The organism is Spiroplasma endosymbiont of Apeira syringaria, from assembly GCF_964020205.1.
Classification (GTDB): domain Bacteria; phylum Bacillota_I; class Bacilli_A; order Mycoplasmatales; family VBWQ01; genus Spiroplasma_E; species Spiroplasma_E ixodetis_A.
The window spans coordinates 467204-485565 of the sequence record NZ_OZ026543.1 but is presented as its reverse complement, the minus strand read 5'-3'; the positions used below and the strand labels follow the sequence as shown (position 1 = coordinate 485565).

At 24.5% G+C, this 18362-nt stretch carries 19 protein-coding genes and 3 pseudogenes; 17 read left to right on the top strand and 5 right to left on the bottom strand.

Annotation, left to right across the window (positions count from 1 at the left end; translation table 4 throughout):
* Positions 1–28: 28 nt before the first annotated feature.
* Together AACL02_RS03040 and AACL02_RS03035 are read right to left on the bottom strand one after the other, a co-directional pair.
* Positions 29–1267: pseudogene (locus tag AACL02_RS03040) on the bottom strand (IS256 family transposase).
* Between the two features lie 82 nt (positions 1268–1349).
* A complete protein-coding gene (locus AACL02_RS03035; protein WP_339042742.1) occupies positions 1350–1571 on the bottom strand; it encodes a hypothetical protein in 222 nt (73 codons plus the stop codon).
* On the opposite strand from AACL02_RS03035, the gene AACL02_RS03030 reads away from it, so the two are divergent.
* The gene (locus AACL02_RS03030; RefSeq protein ID WP_339042741.1) at positions 1517–1762 is read left to right on the top strand and encodes a hypothetical protein; all 246 of its coding nucleotides are present in this window, start codon (positions 1517–1519) and stop codon (positions 1760–1762) included. The two genes, AACL02_RS03035 and AACL02_RS03030, sit on opposite strands and share 55 nt — an antisense overlap.
* Before the next feature lie 716 nt (positions 1763–2478).
* Here AACL02_RS03030 and AACL02_RS03025 read toward each other — a convergent pair.
* On the bottom strand, positions 2479–3300 hold the full coding sequence (locus AACL02_RS03025; protein WP_339040600.1) for an IS1595 family transposase: 822 nt from the start codon (positions 3298–3300) through the stop codon (positions 2479–2481).
* Here AACL02_RS03025 and AACL02_RS03020 point away from each other — a divergent pair.
* From AACL02_RS03020 to AACL02_RS03005, 4 genes are all read left to right on the top strand, one after another.
* Positions 3246–4088, top strand: coding sequence for a ComEC/Rec2 family competence protein (locus tag AACL02_RS03020; protein ID WP_339042739.1), 843 nt, complete (start codon positions 3246–3248; stop codon positions 4086–4088). The two genes, AACL02_RS03025 and AACL02_RS03020, sit on opposite strands and share 55 nt — an antisense overlap.
* Positions 4089–4240: 152 nt before the next feature.
* Positions 4241–5191: an SGNH/GDSL hydrolase family protein gene (locus AACL02_RS03015; RefSeq protein WP_339042738.1), complete on the top strand. Its 951-nt coding sequence runs from the start codon at positions 4241–4243 to the stop codon at positions 5189–5191.
* A gap of 307 nt (positions 5192–5498) precedes the next feature.
* Entirely contained in the window at positions 5499–6410 is a 912-nt protein-coding gene (gene holA / locus AACL02_RS03010) for a DNA polymerase III subunit delta (RefSeq protein WP_338975289.1), read from the top strand.
* 43 nt (positions 6411–6453) lie between these two features.
* The gene (locus AACL02_RS03005; RefSeq protein ID WP_339042737.1) at positions 6454–7905 is read left to right on the top strand and encodes a hypothetical protein; all 1452 of its coding nucleotides are present in this window, start codon (positions 6454–6456) and stop codon (positions 7903–7905) included.
* A gap of 268 nt (positions 7906–8173) precedes the next feature.
* Here the strand turns inward: AACL02_RS03005 and AACL02_RS03000 are convergent.
* Positions 8174–9291 (bottom strand): annotated as a pseudogene (locus AACL02_RS03000) (IS3 family transposase).
* A 360-nt stretch (positions 9292–9651) separates the two neighbouring features.
* On the opposite strand from AACL02_RS03000, the gene AACL02_RS02995 reads away from it, so the two are divergent.
* From AACL02_RS02995 to AACL02_RS02945, 11 genes and pseudogenes are all read left to right on the top strand, one after another.
* Entirely contained in the window at positions 9652–9864 is a 213-nt protein-coding gene (locus tag AACL02_RS02995) for a transposase (protein ID WP_339042736.1), read from the top strand.
* A 107-nt stretch (positions 9865–9971) separates the two neighbouring features.
* Complete coding sequence (locus AACL02_RS02990; protein ID WP_339042735.1) at positions 9972–10250, top strand: IS3 family transposase; 279 nt, start codon at positions 9972–9974, stop codon at positions 10248–10250.
* Positions 10251–10279: 29 nt separating this feature from the next.
* A protein-coding gene (locus tag AACL02_RS02985) for an IS3 family transposase (protein ID WP_422397807.1) occupies positions 10280–11397 on the top strand; the annotation gives its coding sequence in 2 pieces (ribosomal slippage) (positions 10280–10550 and positions 10550–11397; 1119 coding nt in all).
* 43 nt (positions 11398–11440) lie between these two features.
* On the top strand, positions 11441–11761 hold the full coding sequence (locus AACL02_RS02980; RefSeq protein ID WP_339040362.1) for a hypothetical protein: 321 nt from the start codon (positions 11441–11443) through the stop codon (positions 11759–11761).
* Positions 11762–11776: 15 nt separating this feature from the next.
* On the top strand, positions 11777–11935 hold the full coding sequence (locus AACL02_RS02975) for a hypothetical protein (RefSeq protein WP_339040360.1): 159 nt from the start codon (positions 11777–11779) through the stop codon (positions 11933–11935).
* Between the two features lie 34 nt (positions 11936–11969).
* Positions 11970–12143 carry a hypothetical protein gene (locus AACL02_RS02970; RefSeq protein ID WP_339040358.1) on the top strand — a complete coding sequence of 58 codons (174 nt, stop codon included), beginning with the start codon at positions 11970–11972 and terminating at the stop codon, positions 12141–12143.
* Between the two features lie 32 nt (positions 12144–12175).
* Entirely contained in the window at positions 12176–12553 is a 378-nt protein-coding gene (locus AACL02_RS02965; RefSeq protein ID WP_339040356.1) for a hypothetical protein, read from the top strand.
* Between the two features lie 18 nt (positions 12554–12571).
* Positions 12572–13771, top strand: a complete 1200-nt coding sequence (locus AACL02_RS02960) for a hypothetical protein (RefSeq protein WP_339040354.1) — start codon at positions 12572–12574, stop codon at positions 13769–13771.
* Positions 13772–13785: 14 nt separating this feature from the next.
* Positions 13786–14400: a hypothetical protein gene (locus tag AACL02_RS02955; protein ID WP_339040352.1), complete on the top strand. Its 615-nt coding sequence runs from the start codon at positions 13786–13788 to the stop codon at positions 14398–14400.
* Positions 14401–14437: 37 nt separating this feature from the next.
* A protein-coding gene (locus tag AACL02_RS02950) for an IS3 family transposase (protein WP_422397808.1) occupies positions 14438–15555 on the top strand; the annotation gives its coding sequence in 2 pieces (ribosomal slippage) (positions 14438–14708 and positions 14708–15555; 1119 coding nt in all).
* A 108-nt stretch (positions 15556–15663) separates the two neighbouring features.
* Positions 15664–16137 (top strand): annotated as a pseudogene (locus AACL02_RS02945) (IS3 family transposase); the annotation flags it as partial.
* 487 nt (positions 16138–16624) lie between these two features.
* On the opposite strand, the gene AACL02_RS02940 reads toward AACL02_RS02945, so the two are convergent.
* Positions 16625–17446 (bottom strand): IS1595 family transposase, encoded by an 822-nt coding sequence (locus AACL02_RS02940; protein WP_339040763.1) that lies wholly within the window; start codon positions 17444–17446, stop codon positions 16625–16627.
* Here AACL02_RS02940 and AACL02_RS02935 point away from each other — a divergent pair.
* The gene (locus AACL02_RS02935; RefSeq protein WP_339042734.1) at positions 17427–18305 is read left to right on the top strand and encodes a DDE-type integrase/transposase/recombinase; all 879 of its coding nucleotides are present in this window, start codon (positions 17427–17429) and stop codon (positions 18303–18305) included. The genes AACL02_RS02940 and AACL02_RS02935 overlap by 20 nt on opposite strands.
* Positions 18306–18362: the final 57 nt, after the last annotated feature.

Here is an 18362-nt window from a genome sequence, read left to right as displayed (position 1 = left end):
ATCTGTGTATCTTTGTTTTACAAAGTTACTAATTTAGATTAATTCTGTCTTCAAATTTTATCATAAAATGAGCAATTGCTGTATTTCAATTTTGAATAGGCAATGTTCATTTTTTTGTTATATTTTCAATTGCCAAGTAAAATATTTTGAAAACTGCCATATCATTAGGAAAAACTTTTTTATTTCTGATGATTTTTCGTAATTGACTATTAACAGATTCAATAGCATTTGTAGTATAAATCACTCTTTTGATTTCTACTGGATAACTAATAAAAACCATTAAATTATCTCAATTTTTATATCAAGATTTAGTAATTTGAGGATATTGTTTATTTCATTTACTTTCAAACGATTCTAAAGCTTGCATTGCTTGTTCTTCACTACATGCACTATAAATTGGTTTTAAATCTGCAACTAGACCTTTTCGATGTTTGTATGAAACATATTTTAAACTATTTCTAATTTGATGAACAATGCATAATTGATGTTCTGTTTTAGGATAAACTGATTGTATTGCTTCTGACATGCCTGTTAAATTATCACTACAAGCAATAAGAATATCATTTAAGCCACGATTTTTCATTTCTGTGAAATTAGATAATCAAAACTTAGAACCTTCATTTTCACTAATTCATAATCCTAAAACATCTTTTTTGCCTTCTAAATCAACTCCTAATGTTATATAAACTGATTTGTTAATAATCCGTTTATCTTGTCGTACTTTAACTACTATACAATCAAAATAAACAATAGGATAAATACTTTCTAATGGTCGATTTTGTCATGCTTTAACATCATCAATAACATCATCAGTAATTTGACTAATAACACTTTAACTAATATCAGCACCATGATATAACTCTTGCAACTGCATTCTAATGTCAGATAATGTCATTCCTTTTGCATACAAGGAAAGAACTTGTTGATCAAAACCATCAAATCTTCTTTGCCTTTTAGGAACTATTACAGGAGTAAAATTACTATTGCGATCTCTTGGTACATCAATTTCAATTTTACCTTGTTGAGTTATTAATTTTTTTGAACTTGTACCATTACGAGCATTTTCAGTAGTACTATGTTGATTTTTTTCATATCCTAAATAATTTTGCATTTCAGAATTCAACATTTTTTCAACTAATCTTTTTGTTAATTCTTTATATAAACCGCCAGGTTTAAAAACTGTTGTTAAATCTTCAGTATTTTCTAGTAATAAATCTACTGCTTTTGATATTGGATCATTATTATTAAAGTTATCTTTTTTAGCCATCTGTAACTCACTCTTTCTAGTCATTTAATTATATTTACTAGAATTAATTAAACATAGTTATTTTTGTAAGTTACACAGATTACTAAACATTTCCGATGTTTAAAGATGTTTGTGACCTTGAAAATATGGTGCCTGTGAGAATGCTAAATGTTTGATTACATTTTAAACATCTCATTCTTTTTAAATCAGAAGTATTCAAATTAAAATTAAAACACCTAATACATTTGTTTTCTTTCAAATTTGCTATATATGCAAGACATTGCTGTTCAGTTTGAAAAGCATTGTTGAATTCATTCAGTTTCATTATTCCCTCCACAAGTACATGTGGGGAGAAGTCCGTATTATTATTTGGTCAGTAAACTGAAGAAAACAAATCTATTTTTACCATTTTTAATAAGTTTGGTATTACTCCAATTATTGTTGTTAGTGGTTTACACATTAATTTTTTCTTTGTTTTTTTTAAAAAAAGTTTTTGATTTATCAAAAATCAATTAATTAAACTTTTAATTTGCTTTGTAATTTTATGTTTTTATTTATATTTACTTAATTAATCTATTGCAGCAATGAAAGCATTATTTTTTTTAATTTTTAGTTGTATTTTAAAATTTAATAAAAAAACTATTCATCCAATTTCTATTCTTAGTTTTAGTGCTTATTGTTGTCTTTGTTTATGACCTTTACAATTCTATCTTTTAGGATTTCAACTTTCTTTTGGTATTACTTTTTTGATTTTATTTATTAATAATAAATTTAAAAAATATAGTTATTGGATTAGAATGTTATTGATTAATTTTGTTTTATTTTTATTCACTATTCCTATTCAGTGACAAATAAATCATGGTTTTAGTTTATTAACTGTTGCATATTTATTATTTTTTACACCAATCATTATTTTTTGTGATGTTATTTTATTTTTAAATTTATTTTTAAATTCAATTTTAAGTTTTTTTGTTTCTCCAATTTTAAATTTTTTAATTATTATTATTAAGTTAATAAATATGAGTAATATTTGAATTCCGACTTTTAAAATTGAAATTTGAATTTTACAACTTTATTTTTTTATTTTAATAGTTATTTATAACTGTTGACGATATTTTAATTGAAGAATGTTAACAGTTATTATTATTAAGGCTTTTCTCCCTTTATGTACTATTTTAATTTTATCACATAAATGCTGAGAAAAGCCTATCTACGGACTTCTCCCCACATTTTTAAATCAAACATAGAATTACAGTTTCAAAACTAGGTATCTTGTTGAATTTATATGCAGCTTCTTTAGCATATAAATGAACATGATGTTTTGCAACTTTGATATGTGTTTTAAACGTTCTTCTTATATGTTTTCAAACTGATTCAATTTGGTTGGTATTTACACCAATTTTTGAAACATAGCCATCTTGATGGTTAACTGTTTCATGCTTAGTGAAAACTGATTTAAAATCGCAATATCCTTTTCAAGAATCAGTATATACAAGACATTTTGAAGAAATGTGGTTTTTTGCAAACTGCAAAAGATTTTTACTCTTTGCGTTTTTCAATACTTTCACAATTAAATTATTGGTTGTTTTTTGATAAATGCCAACAATCAAGGTTTTATTCACCAAGGATCTTCCTTGTTTTTTAAAACCCATATGTGAAAGATACATTTCATCAATTTGCACTGTACCTTCAACAATAAATTGAGGTTTTTGTTTTGCAATACGTGTTCTGATTTTATGAGTCATTCTTCAAGCAGTTTTCAAAGTCACTCCCAATTCTTTTGCAATATCTGTTGATGGAATTCCATGTTTGGTGTTTATTCATCTAAAGATAAGATAAAACCAAGATGTTAAAGATGTTTGTGACCTTGAAAATATGGTGCCTGTGAGAATGCTAAATGTTTGATTACATTTTAAACATCTCATTCTTTTTAAATCAGAAGTATTCAAATTAAAACTAAAACACCTAATACATTTGTTTTCTTTCAAATTTGCTATATATGCAAGACATTGCTGTTCAGTTTGAAAAGCATTTTTGAATTCATTCAGTTTCATTATTCCCTCCACAAGTACATGTGGGGAGAAGTCCGATTATTAATTTTGTTTTACTTTCAACATTATGAATGAATAGTATTATTAAACCTTATTATGAATTAACAATGATTAATGTTGGTAATGCTATGAGTTTTTTAATAACTAGTCCTTATAATAAATCTGCTATTTTAATTGATGCGGGCACAGAAGATTTAAAACCAAATAATCCAACTATTTATAATTATCTTTCAGCAAAAGGAATTCATAGTTTAAAAGCAGTATTTTTAACTCATCATGATTTAGATCATATTAGTAATATTGGATTTTTGAAAATGAACTTAAAAATAGATAAAATTTATGAAAATACCAATCAATTATCGCAATATGTTATTGATGGTTTTAATCCAATTCATAATTTAGTTTATGGTTTTAATTTGCAATATGTTTCTGAAAATAATAAAAGTTTAGTTTTGTTATTAAAAGTTTATAATTATAAAATTTTATTTACTGGTGATATTGAAGAACAAACCGAAAATTTATTAGTTAACACCCATGTATTAAGTAAAATTAATATTTTACAAGTTCCTCACCATGGTTCAAAAACTTCATCAACTATTAGTTTTTTAAAAACTCTTAATCCAGAACTAGCATTAATTTCCGGACATTATCAAAAACGAAGACAGTTTCCCAATATTGAAACATTGAATAATCTTAAAAAAATTAATGCTCAAATTTATTATTCGGGAAAAAATAAAACTGTGATTATAAGAATATATATGAAACATTATGATATTATAACGTTAATATAAACTGATATAATAATATTGTGAGATTAGAAATAGTATTTATATTATTCATGTTCAATATGAGTATTTAGTAAAAGTATTGAATAATTAAAAGAAAATTACTTTTTAGAAAAGAAAGCTAAAAAATATATAATTAAAACAAAAGGGGAAAAAATATGAAAAAAATAAATCATTTATTAAAAATTTTGTTGTTACCTTCAATGTTAATAACTACTATTACATCCAATAGCAAGGCAGAAAAAACAGTTACTGATTATCATCAATTATACGTTCTTGGTGATAGTCTTTCTGATACTGGTAGTTTTGTTGGAGCTGGGAGTGACTTTGTCCAAAAATCACCATTAGCACCTTTATGAGTCGCTCAAGTAGAATTAGGAGATCCATATTATTTAAATCGCTCTTTCAGCAATGGTAAGGTTGCAGCTGAAATTTTAGCTAATAAATTACATTTAAACTTACAAGCAGGATGAAAATATACGATTTTAAATGATGCAGCAACTTATGAACAATTTGGTAATAACTATGCGGTTGGAGGCGCTGTTGCAGCTGAAAATGATTCATGAACAGGAGAATTTTATTCAAATCGTTTTAGCCTTCAACATCAAATGGCTGCTTTATTATCTCAACATCAAAATTTACAAAGTGATGATTTAGTCTTTCTTGAATCAGGAAATAATGATATGTTGGCTGCTATTGATAGTGGTAACTATTATAAAGGACTTGATATTATTTATAATGCAATTATAAAAGAAGGAGATATAATTCAAGAATTAATTAATAAAGGCATTCAACATATTGTTGCTACTGATGTTCCAGATTTTAGTCTTGTCCCAAAATATTATGGAACTAAATCGCAAGTTTTAGCAAAACAATTATCTGATGCTTATAAAACACTTTGAAATCATGAGATATCTTTATATACAACTAATTATCCTAATTTTATTAGAAGATTTAGTTTAAGAGAAGAATTAACTAAATATGCGTTGATATTTCAACAAGAAGGAAAAAATATTACTCAAAATGCAATTGAATCTGATTATGCTCATATGGCATTAGATGGTGCTGTTACAGAACATATGTTAATGGTTCAACAAAAGAAACATTAAATAATTATTTCTTCTTTGATGAAGTTCATCCAACAACATTAGTGCATCAAGCAGTTGCTGAAGATCTTTATAATTTAGTTGAAAAGTGATAATGTTTTAAAACATTAGATATAACAATTAGTATATAAGATAAAAGTTCAAATTTGGAATATTATCAAAAACGAAAGTGTTTTCCGAATATTGAAACACTGAATAATCTTAAAAAAGTTTATTATTGAGGAAAAAATAAAAGTGTGATTATATATGAAACATTATTATATTATAACATTAACATAAAATATATTAATAATTTTGTGAGGTTCGAAACATGGTTTATATTGTTCATGGTCAAGATGAGTATTTAGTAAGAAAAAATATTGAACAATTAATTAAAAAAAATCATAAAAAAGAAAATTATGATTATAATCTATATGAATTACAAGAGGATACAATTGTTAATATTATTAATGAAATTCAAATTATGAGTATATTTGAAGAAAATAAAGTAATCGTAATTAATGATAGCAGTAATTTATGGCAAAAATATATTAAAGAAAAAAAATTTGTTAATGCTTTGCTTAATCATAATCAAAAAACAATGATAATTATTAAAAGTTTAAATGTTGATTTTAAAATTAGTAGAGAATTTCAACAATTTAATATTATCAAAATTAAAAATTATACAAAATCACAATTATTATTATTAATTAATAAAGTTTGCAATAGTTTTAAAGTTAACATTACTCAAGAAGCAACTAATTTTCTTTTAGAATACTTGCCAAATGATGTCAGTATTATTTTAAATGAGTTATCAAAATTAAGGTTAATTGGAAAAAAAATAACTTCAGATATTATTATTGAGGTGGTTCCTAAATATTTTGAAACAAATATTTTTAAAACTGTTGAATATATATTAAAAAAAGATTATAACAATTTTTGAACACAATATAACTATTATAATGTTATTAATTATGATAAAATTAAATTGATTAATATTCTTGTATATCAATTAGAATTAATTAGAGATATCAAAATTTTAGTTAAACAAAAAAAAAGTAATGAAGATATTTCCAATATATTAAATATTTCCAAGTTTCAAGTAAAAATATTAGAACAATATTTAAATATTAATTTAAATATTAATAATATTTTGTTAAAATTATATGAATTAGATTACAATATCAAAAAAGGAAAGTTTAATAAAAATATTGCAATTGATTTATTTTTTTTGAATATTTAGTATATAATTATAGATGTTTTAAACTCAAGAGGTGATACATATAATGAAAAGTAATAAAAATACTGATGTTACAGAAAAAAAGTTAGTAGAAGAAAATAGTGACATTACATTGGTTAAACCAAAAGTAAAAAGAGTTACAAAGAAAAAAACCGAAAAAGTGTACTCAGAAGAAGATTTAAATGTTGCATTATACTATGAAATATCAAGTACTATATATAACAGTTTAAATAATTTAATTGTTAGAAAATCTATTTTTGCTAATGAAGAACTTTTAAAAATTTTAGAATTACAAATTTCTAATTTATTTTTTCTTGAAAAAGAACTAAAAGAATTAAAAGATAAAAAGTATGCAATAGAATTTTTGCAGTTAATTTCTAATTTGGTAAATCGTAGTTTGAGTATTACTAAAAGTTCTCCTAAAAATCGTATTGAAATTCTTGAAGAGCGTAACTTATTAATAGTTACAATTACTAATATTTGTAAGACTGTGGAAAAAGAAAGTCTTGAACGAATAAGACAGTTTGATAATAATACTTTTAATGAATTAAATGATCAAATTACTGCATTAAATAATTTTAGTGATGATGCTACTGAGGTTAAGCCAAGTGTTACTCCAAATAATCAGAATGTTGATAATAATGTTGATACAAATCCTAATATTGGTGGCATTGGGAATCTAGGTAATAATTTAAATATTAATAATCTTGATAATAATAGTTTAGCAAATTTAGCGAAGTTAGGTGTATTACCGCAACATCCCGCCACAAATCCTAAATTTTACCCTTATATGAATAAACCAAAATATATTCCACTTTTAAAGAAAATATTATCAGCTTTTTTCTTATTAACAACAGTGCTAGCAATAGCTACTTATATACTAACTTATTTTATAGCAGGTACTTTTCAAATTAAAGATAATAGTACATCACCCGTTTATTATAATTTTGCACAACAATCAAAAACTATAGTTTTCACTATTGTTACAACAATAGTTTTAAATGGAGGCTTTTTATATTCAATTTTAAAACCACCAAAATTAGGTCGTGATTTATATCGAACATCATATTTTTTAATAGTTATTTTAATTTTTTGAATAATTTATACAATTTCAAATTTATTTTATATGACAACAGATGATTCATTATTAAGAACATTTACTTCTTTTTTAGATAAAGGTGACAAAATTAATCCTAATGCTTTACCCTGATTAAAAGGATTAGCAACTTTTAAAGCTTTTCAAATATTAACATATATTACAGCAGCATCAGCAATTTTACCAATTGCTATTATACTAGTTATTGCTATTCTTAATCCAAAAATTGATCGTAATAAAATTATGAGAGCCAATTCGGAATATCAAAATGTTATTAATAATGCTTTAAGTGGTAAACCCTATGAAATCGATCCATCACTTTTTGATGATAGTTTAGATAATGATAATAAAAAAGATACAAAAGATCATAAATTTTGACGTAATATTGATTTATTTAAATAATAAAATTAAAAAAGACTAAAAGTCATTTTTAATTTTATTATTTTTAATTATTATTTTTATTATGCTTGTCAACGTAATTTTGAACTTGCAACTATTGTGTAAATACCAATCAATCCAAGTGCAACTCCTAGATATATTCCATAAGTTGTTGTAAAAGTAAAACTTGTTTCAATTAAAGCTTGAATAAATGGATCCATAGCGTATTTGAATGGATTAAAGTAAGTTGCGTATTTTAAAACAGGACTTGGAATGGCAACCTTTTTTAGGACTATTTTTTGGTAGACATTTGTTTTTGATAATTAACTGGAGTTAAGTAGTTTAAAGTGCCGTGAATTCTTATGTTGTTATATCAATTGATGTAATCAAATAATTCTAATTTTAATTGGATTAATGATGTAAAATTTTTATCATTAATAAATTCGGTTTTGAAAGTTTTAAAGGTTGCTTCAGCAACAGCGTTATCATAAGGACAACCTTTTTTGCTTAAAGAGCGATTAATATTGAATGCTAGTAAAAGTTTATCAATAATTTTATTATTAAATTCATTACCGCGATCACTATGAAATATTTGAATATCTTTTAAACAGCGATTTGAGTGCATAAATGCTTGATATACTAATGATGCATCTTTTTTAGTACCTACACTATGTCCAATTATTTCGCGGTTAAATAGGTCAATTAATAAACAAATATAGTTTCACTTACCATTTACTTGAACATAAGTTAAATCACTAACAATAACTTCATTTTTAACTCTATTATTAAAGTTTCTATTAACAAGATTGGTTATTTGACTATCATTGACTTTATTATGATAATTTTTGAATGATAATTTAGTGTATTTTGATATTAAATTATGTTTATTCATAATTTCTTTAATTTTTCGTCTTGATAAATAAATTTCTTGGTTTTCTAGAATGACTTTTAATCTTCTAGTACCATAAACTTCTTTATTTTTTTTAAAAGCACTAATAACAGCTTGTTCATAAATATTATTTTGAATTTTATTTTTTTTCTTTAAATTAAAATAATATGTTGATTTAGAGAGTTTTAAAAAATGACACATTGTGCGAATTTTATATTTAGATTTATTATTTGCAATAATCTCTACTTTCTGCCTATTATTAGTGCTGCTTGCTTTAAAATATCATTTTCCATTCTTAATTGTTTTAATTATTTTCTTAATTTAATTAATTCATTTTCTTCAACAGAACGATTATCTTTAGTTTTAAAACTACCTGAATTAGTAAATTGCTTAATTCAATTGTAAGTAGCTGCTCTTGTAACATTATATTCTTTAACAAGGCAAGATACTGATTTGCCACTTTGATATAAAGCTACTATTTGTTTTTTAAATTCATCGGTATATGAGTTAATATTGGCCATAATTATAGTTCCTTTCTTTGTTCACTTGTCTATGTAATTAGTGTCCAATAAAGTGTAACCCATCCACAAATTAAAATTAAAACACCTAATACATTTGTTTTCTTTCAAATTTGCTATATATGCAAGACATTGCTGTTCAGTTTGAAAAGCATTGTTGAATTCATTCAGTTTCATTATTCCCTCCACAAGTACATGTGGGGAGAAGTCCGATATTGTTTTTTTAACTTTTTATGATTATCTAATTCTTTATATAAATAATCAATTAATTGTTCATATTGACCATTATTAATGAAATGGATGGGTTACACTTTATTGGACACTAATTACATAGACAAGTGAACAAAGAAAGGAACTATAATTATGGCCAATATTAACTCATATACCGATGAATTTAAAAAACAAATAGTAGCTTTATATCAAAGTGGCAAATCAGTATCTTGCCTTGTTAAAGAATATAATGTTACAAGAGCAGCTACTTACAATTGAATTAAGCAATTTACTAATTCAGGTAGTTTTAAAACTAAAGATAATCGTTCTGTTGAAGAAAATGAATTAATTAAATTAAGAAAATAATTAAAACAATTAAGAATGGAAAATGATATTTTAAAGCAAGCAGCACTAATAATAGGCAGAAAGTAGAGATTATTGCAAATAATAAATCTAAATATAAAATTCGCACAATGTGTCATTTTTTAAAACTCTCTAAATCAACATATTATTTTAATTTAAAGAAAAAAAATAAAATTCAAAATAATATTTATGAACAAGCTGTTATTAGTGCTTTTAAAAAAAATAAAGAAGTTTATGGTACTAGAAGATTAAAAGTCATTCTAGAAAACCAAGAAATTTATTTATCAAGACGAAAAATTAAAGAAATTATGAATAAACATAATTTAATATCAAAATACACTAAATTATCATTTGGATGGGTTACACTTTATTGGACACTAATTACATAGACAAGTGAACAAAGAAAGGAACTATAATTATGGCCAATATTAACTCATATACCGATGAATTTAAAAAACAAATAGTAGCTTTATATCAAAGTGGCAAATCAGTATCTTGCCTTGTTAAAGAATATAATGTTACAAGAGCAGCTACTTACAATTGAATTAAGCAATTTACTAATTCAGGTAGTTTTAAAACTAAAGATAATCGTTCTGTTGAAGAAAATGAATTAATTAAATTAAGAAAAGAATTAAAACAATTAAGAATGGAAAATGATATTTTAAAGCAAGCAGCACTAATAATAGGCAGAAAGTAGAGATTATTGCAAATAATAAATCTAAATATAAAATTCGCACAATGTGTCATTTTTTAAAACTCTCTAAATCAACATATTATTTTAATTTAAAGAAAAAAAATAAAATTCAAAATAATATTTATGAACAAGCTGTTATTAGTGCTTTTAAAAAAAATAAAGAAGTTTATGGTACTAGAAGATTAAAAGTCATTCTAGAAAACCAAGAAATTTATTTATCAAGACGAAAAATTAAAGAAATTATGAATAAACATAATTTAATATCAAAATACACTAAATTATCATTCAAAAATTATCATAATAAAGTCAATGATAGTCAAATAACCAATCTTGTTAATAGAAACTTTAATAATAGAGTTAAAAATGAAGTTATTGTTAGTGATTTAACTTATGTTCAAGTAAATGGTAAGTGAAACTATATTTGTTTATTAATTGACCTATTTAACCGCGAAATAATTGGACATAGTGTAGGTACTAAAAAAGATGCATCATTAGTATATCAAGCATTTATGCACTCAAATCGCTGTTTAAAAGATATTCAAATATTTCATAGTGATCGCGGTAATGAATTTAATAATAAAATTATTGATAAACTTTTACTAGCATTCAATATTAATCGCTCTTTAAGCAAAAAAGGTTGTCCTTATGATAACGCTGTTGCTGAAGCAACCTTTAAAACTTTCAAAACCGAATTTATTAATGATAAAAATTTTACATCATTAATCCAATTAAAATTCGAATTATTTGATTACATCAATTGATATAACAACATAAGAATTCACGGCACTTTAAACTACTTAACTCCAGTTAATTATCAAAAACAAATGTCTACCAAAAAATAGTCCTAAAAAGGGTTGCCATTCCACAATAAGAAAGATTTGTAATATGGCAACTGGTGGATGTTTAATATCAAGTGGTGTAGCAATGGGTATTAATAATGATTTTAATAATGCTTATGCAGTACCTACAATTGTTGCTGGTGCAAGTGAAATTATCCATAATTTATTACCTATGGAAACTACACATCATATTCAAGAAATGCAAGAAACATCATTTAATGATGAAACTGCAAGATTAGTAAATGATAATAGATTCACAATTAATAGTGAAACAACTAGTCAATACGGTAGTGATAATATGAGCGAAGTAGCATTAAATAACGATAATGCTTCATTAAATTGAGATTATAATCACATGAGTTTATAAAGGAGGTGAAAAATAATGAATAAAGAAAAAATAATTGAATATTATAATCACGAAATAAAAATACATAAAGAAAGAATGGAACAATTAAATAAAGAAATTTCTTTATTAGTAACTATTATAAGTAATTATCAGTCAATGGTTGAAAGAATTAATGGTGGTCAATTTGACGAATAATTAAAAAATAAATAATTGAAAGGAAAATATTGAAATGAAAGAATTATTGCATGAATTAATCATTATTGGAACAAGTGTAGGAACATTAATTTGCAGAGAATTAATTGTTTGATTTAAACGATTTATTACAACTCCAAAACATGTTAGAGCAAATAACAAAATTATCAAACATCAAAAAAAAATTAGCAAAATTAAATGAAAAAATTAATAAAGAAAATAAATAATAAAGAGGTGATGTAAATGTTAGAAAATGAAAATAATGTTCAACAAACAACTGAACCTTTAACTGAAAACAATGCTTCTTCACAAGAAATAGAAAATAAAGTTAATGAAGCAGAAAATAAGTTAAATAAACTTAATCAAGAAATTAAAGAAAAAGAAATAATTAATATATTTAAAAAATATCAAGTTAAAACTGAATTTTATGATTTTTTAAAATTTAAAACTAATAATTTAGAAAATTCAAAAATTGAAGAAACTATTAAAAAAATTATTAAAGAACAACCAGTATTTAAAGAAATAATTAATACAGGTGGTAAACAACAAACAATAATAACAAATCAACAAAATTCAATAAAAAGTACATTATTGGATTATAAAAAAAATAATAATTTATAACAGAAAGGAAATCAAAAAATGGCAATACAATTCAATAAAAATTTAGATAATACCGAAAAATTAGTAGAAGCACCAGAGTTTATAGAATTTTTTAAACAATCAAATAGTCCATGGGCAAGTTTTTTTCCTATCGAAATGGTTAATTCAACAAGAATTGAATTTATAGTTAAAAAACCAAAAGACCCAAAAGTTAAAGTTCTTCAATGAAATGATAAGAGTAAAAGAATAGATGTCGGATATGCTGATAAAGATAAAATTATTAAAGAAATTACAGAAGAAGCTGTTGCTGGCGAAACAATTGCAGCAAAAGATTTATTAGCAGAAAATGGACAAAATTTATTACAAAGTATGCAATATGAAGTTGCTAATGATTTAGCAGATTATTTAGCTAATAACAATACTAATGTAATTGCAAAATATGCAATTAAATTTATGATTGAAAAATCAACAGAACCAAAATCACAAGCAATTAAATATGTAGAAGCAATGTTGGGGGCATGAAATACATTATTTCAATATAGAAATATTGCAAATTGTAGATTCTTTATTACTAATGCTCTTTATGATAGTATAGTTTACTTGGCAGATAATAAAGGTTTAATTACTGATAATGAAATTGCACAACAATTAAGATTAAATGGTAATGATTTATATATTAAAGGTGTATTATGTCAAATTGTAATGGATGACTATATGACTTTTAAAAATGATAAAAATGATGATGAAATTATGTCATTTGTTTTAGCAACGCCAAGAGCAATGAAAAGATATATGTTGCAAGATACAATTATTTATGTTCAAGAAGTGGCAGATGGTAAAGTTGGAAGAATGTATTTAGTTGGTGGAGAAGTTACAGGTCAAGCAATACCTTATATTTCTAATAATGAAACAACATCACGTTGAATGGCATGTGGAATTATTAATACTGATAAAACTGATTTAAAAACTAAAATTACAAGTTTAACAACTGATATTACTGCAAATGTTAATAACAATAATAGTGAATTAAATACACAAATAAAAAGTACTAATGAACTTAAATCATTAAATCCTAATTTAACAAATCCAACTATTAAATATTTTAGTGATGCACAAGGAAAAACTAATGTAAGTAATCAAAAACAAAAAGCAGGTGACTTATACATAACTATTACTGCTAATGTTAATGACTTAAATTATAAAGGAACAACAAATCTGATTAAAATAACTCTTAAATAAAGGAAATTAATATCATGCCAATCGGTACAACTATTACAGCAATACTTTTAAACATAAATAAACCAAAACATACTAGAATAAGTAAACAACAAGAAAATAAAAGTTTTTGATGAGAAATTTTAGAAATGATTGGTGTACAAGTTATAGCAGTAGCACTTGCTCCTTTTACTGGTGGATTAAGTGAAAGTGTAGCCCTTGGATTAGGTGCAAGTGATTTAATTGCTAGTATTAGTGCTGTTGGTGTAGAATTTTTAACTGATTTTACTATTAATCAAGTTTATGATTATTTAAAAGGAAATGTAACACCATTAAATACTTTTTTTAATATATTACCAGCATTTGCTGGACTTAATAAAATTAGTCGTGGTTATCGTACAACTAAATTTATTAAGTTAGCACAAAAAACTAAAACATTAGAACAAGTTGGTATTAAAGAAGCAAAAAACTTACAAGAAATTATTAGTCAAGTAAGTGGAAAAGAAATTTTAACAGATAAAATTATTGGTAATAAACGTTATTTAATGAAGTATAGTTTTACTCCTAATCGTGAAACAGTATTACGAGATTTAGGATATGTTGCTGAAAGACAATATAAGAATATGGATGGGTTACACTTTATTGGACACTAATTACATAGACAAGTGAACAAAGAAAGGAACTATAATTATGGCCAATATTAACTCATATACCGATGAATTTAAAAAACAAATAGTAGCTTTATATCAAAGTGGCAAATCAGTATCTTGCCTTGTTAAAGAATATAATGTTACAAGAGCAGCTACTTACAATTGAATTAAGCAATTTACTAATTCAGGTAGTTTTAAAACTAAAGATAATCGTTCTGTTGAAGAAAATGAATTAATTAAATTAAGAAAAGAATTAAAACAATTAAGAATGGAAAATGATATTTTAAAGCAAGCAGCACTAATAATAGGCAGAAAGTAGAGATTATTGCAAATAATAAATCTAAATATAAAATTCGCACAATGTGTCATTTTTTAAAACTCTCTAAATCAACATATTATTTTAATTTAAAGAAAAAAAATAAAATTCAAAATAATATTTATGAACAAGCTGTTATTAGTGCTTTTAAAAAAAATAAAGAAGTTTATGGTACTAGAAGATTAAAAGTCATTCTAGAAAACCAAGAAATTTATTTATCAAGACGAAAAATTAAAGAAATTATGAATAAACATAATTTAATATCAAAATACACTAAATTATCATTCAAAAATTATCATAATAAAGTCAATGATAGTCAAATAACCAATCTTGTTAATAGAAACTTTAATAATAGAGTTAAAAATGAAGTTATTGTTAGTGATTTAACTTATGTTCAAGTAAATGGTAAGTGAAAATATATTTGTTTATTAATTGACCTATTTAACCGCGAAATAATTGGACATAGTGTAGGTACTAAAAAAGATGCATCATTAGTATATCAAGCATTTATGCACTCAAATCGCTGTTTAAAAGATATTCAAATATTTCATAGTGATCGCGGTAATGAATTTAATAATAAAATTATTGATAAACTTTTACTAGCATTCAATATTAATCGCTCTTTAAGCAAAAAAGGTTGTCCTTATGATAACGCTGTTGCTGAAGCAACCTTTAAAACTTTCAAAACCGAATTTATTAATGATAAAAATTTTACATCATTAATCCAATTAAAATTCGAATTATTTGATTACATCAATTGATATAACAACATAAGAATTCACGGCACTTTAAACTACTTAACTCCAGTTAATTATCAAAAACAAATGTCTACCAAAAAATAGTCCTAAAAAGGGTTGCCATTCCAATTCAAAAATTATCATAATAAAGTCAATGATAGTCAAATAACCAATCTTGTTAATAGAAACTTTAATAATAGAGTTAAAAATGAAGTTATTGTTAGTGATTTAACTTATGTTCAAGTAAATGGTAAGTGAAACTATATTTGTTTATTAATTGACCTATTTAACCGCGAAATAATTGGACATAGTGTAGGTACTAAAAAAGATGCATCATTAGTATATCAAGCATTTATGCACTCAAATCGCTGTTTAAAAGATATTCAAATATTTCATAGTGATCGCGGTAATGAATTTAATAATAAAATTATTGATAAACTTTTACTAGCATTCAATATTAATCGCTCTTTAAGCAAAAAAGGTTGTCCTTATGATAACGCTGTTGCTGAAGCAACCTTTAAAACTTTCAAAACCGAATTTATTAATGATAAAAATTTTACATCATTAATCCAATTAAAATTAGAATTATTTGATTACATCAATTGATATAACAACATAAGAATTCACAGCACTTTAAACTACTTAACTCCAGTTAATTATCAAAAACAAATGTCTACCAAAAAATAGTCCTAAAAAAGGTTGCCATTCCAATTTATTGTGTTATGATATTGTTAATGAGGTATGTATTTATATATAAACCCCCTATTTTCTTAAATAATACAAATGTAATTGTTAATTAGATTAATGGGTTATTTACTGAGCCATAATAAGGCTATTCAAATTAATCTATAATTACATTAAGCGATACAGTGTAACATTTTAACTTGCTTAACATTAAATGCGCTTTTATACTGATATAGAAGTATTTACATAAAGTACTCACTATTAGACTTCTACGACAGTTTTATTAAGTTTTAATCTTTTAACAAAAAAAGAACGATATTTATATCGTTCTTTGTTATCCAATTATGATTCTAAGGGTTAAAGTGATGCGCCCTTTGACAACCGCCCAAATCTTTTCTATTAAATTTAGGCTTTTCTCCCTTTATGTACTATTTTAATTTTATCACATAAATGCTGAGAAAAGCCTATCTACGGACTTCTCCCCACATTTTTAAATCAAACATAGAATTACAGTTTCAAAACTAGGTATCTTGTTGAATTTATATGCAGCTTCTTTAGCATATAAATGAACATGATGTTTTGCAACTTTGATATGTGTTTTAAATGTTCTTCTTATATGTTTTCAAACTGATTCAATTTGGTTGGTATTTACACCAATTTTTGAAACATAGCCATCTTGATGGTTAACTGTTTCATGCTTAGTGAAAACTGATTTAAAATCGCAATATCCTTTTCAAGAATCAGTATATACAAGACATTTTGAAGAAATGTGGTTTTTTGCAAACTGCAAAAGATTTTTACTCTTTGCGTTTTTCAATACTTTCACAATTAAATTATTGGTTGTTTTTTGATAAATGCCAACAATCAAGGTTTTATTCACCAAGGATCTTCCTTGTTTTTTAAAACCCATATGTGAAAGATACATTTCATCAATTTGCACTGTACCTTCAACAATAAATTGAGGTTTTTGTTTTGCAATACGTGTTCTGATTTTATGAGTCATTCTTCAAGCAGTTTTCAAAGTCACTCCCAATTCTTTTGCAATATCTGTTGATGGAATTCCATGTTTGGTGTTTATTCATCTAAAGATAAGATAAAACCAAGATGTTAAAGATGTTTGTGACCTTGAAAATATGGTGCCTGTGAGAATGCTAAATGTTTGATTACATTTTAAACATCTCATTCTTTTTAAATCAGAAGTATTCAAATTAAAATTAAAACACCTAATACATTTGTTTTCTTTCAAATTTGCTATATATGCAAGACATTGCTGTTCAGTTTGAAAAGCATTTTTGAATTCATTCAGTTTCATTATTCCCTCCACAAGTACATGTGGGGAGAAGTCCGTAAATTTATTACAAATTTCTAATGAAGGATATCGCAAGTGAAAGATCCGTGGATGTCCAGAATGAAAACCAAAGTTTGATGATAGTTACGACCAAGCAATAAATTTAATCTTTTATGATGATGATAAAGATTATGGTTGTCAACAAGAATATGGTCATAAACGAATGGCTGCCATTTTAAAAATTGGTAGAAAAAAAGCACTTTCAGCAATGAAAAGGTTAGGTTTAAAAACAATTCATAAACAAGGAACTTATGGCAAAAAATCAAAATTAAAAGCCGAACATAAATTTATAGCACCTAATTTATTAAAACAAGCTAATAATACCATTAGTTTTAACGTTAATAAACCATTAGAAAAAATTGCTTTAAACATTAGTGAATTTAAAATTAATAATCAAAAACTATACTTGTGAGCATTTGTTGATTTTTATTCACGAAAAATATTACATCACCACTGATCTAAAAATCAAGAAAAATCACATCTTATAAAATCTTTAAAAGACATGTCTTTTAAATATAATTTGCATAATACGATTATTCATACTGATCGCGTAATACAGTTTCGAACTCATGATTATTGAAATTATGCTAAAAAAAATAATATTCAATTAAGCATGACAGATGGCTATGCTTCATATCAAAATGCAATTGTTGAAACTGTATTTAAAACTTTAAAAGTTGTTTATTTTAAAAGACAAAAATTCAAAAATAAAAATACCTTTTTATTACATATGAATCATGCTATTTGAAAATACAATAATACAAGATTTCATACAATAATTAAAAATACTCCAGAAAGAGTATTTCAATTACTTTTTCACTAGAGTATAATTATTGCAACTTAGGGGTGACCCTTTCACTATTAATGATTACTTTTGTTG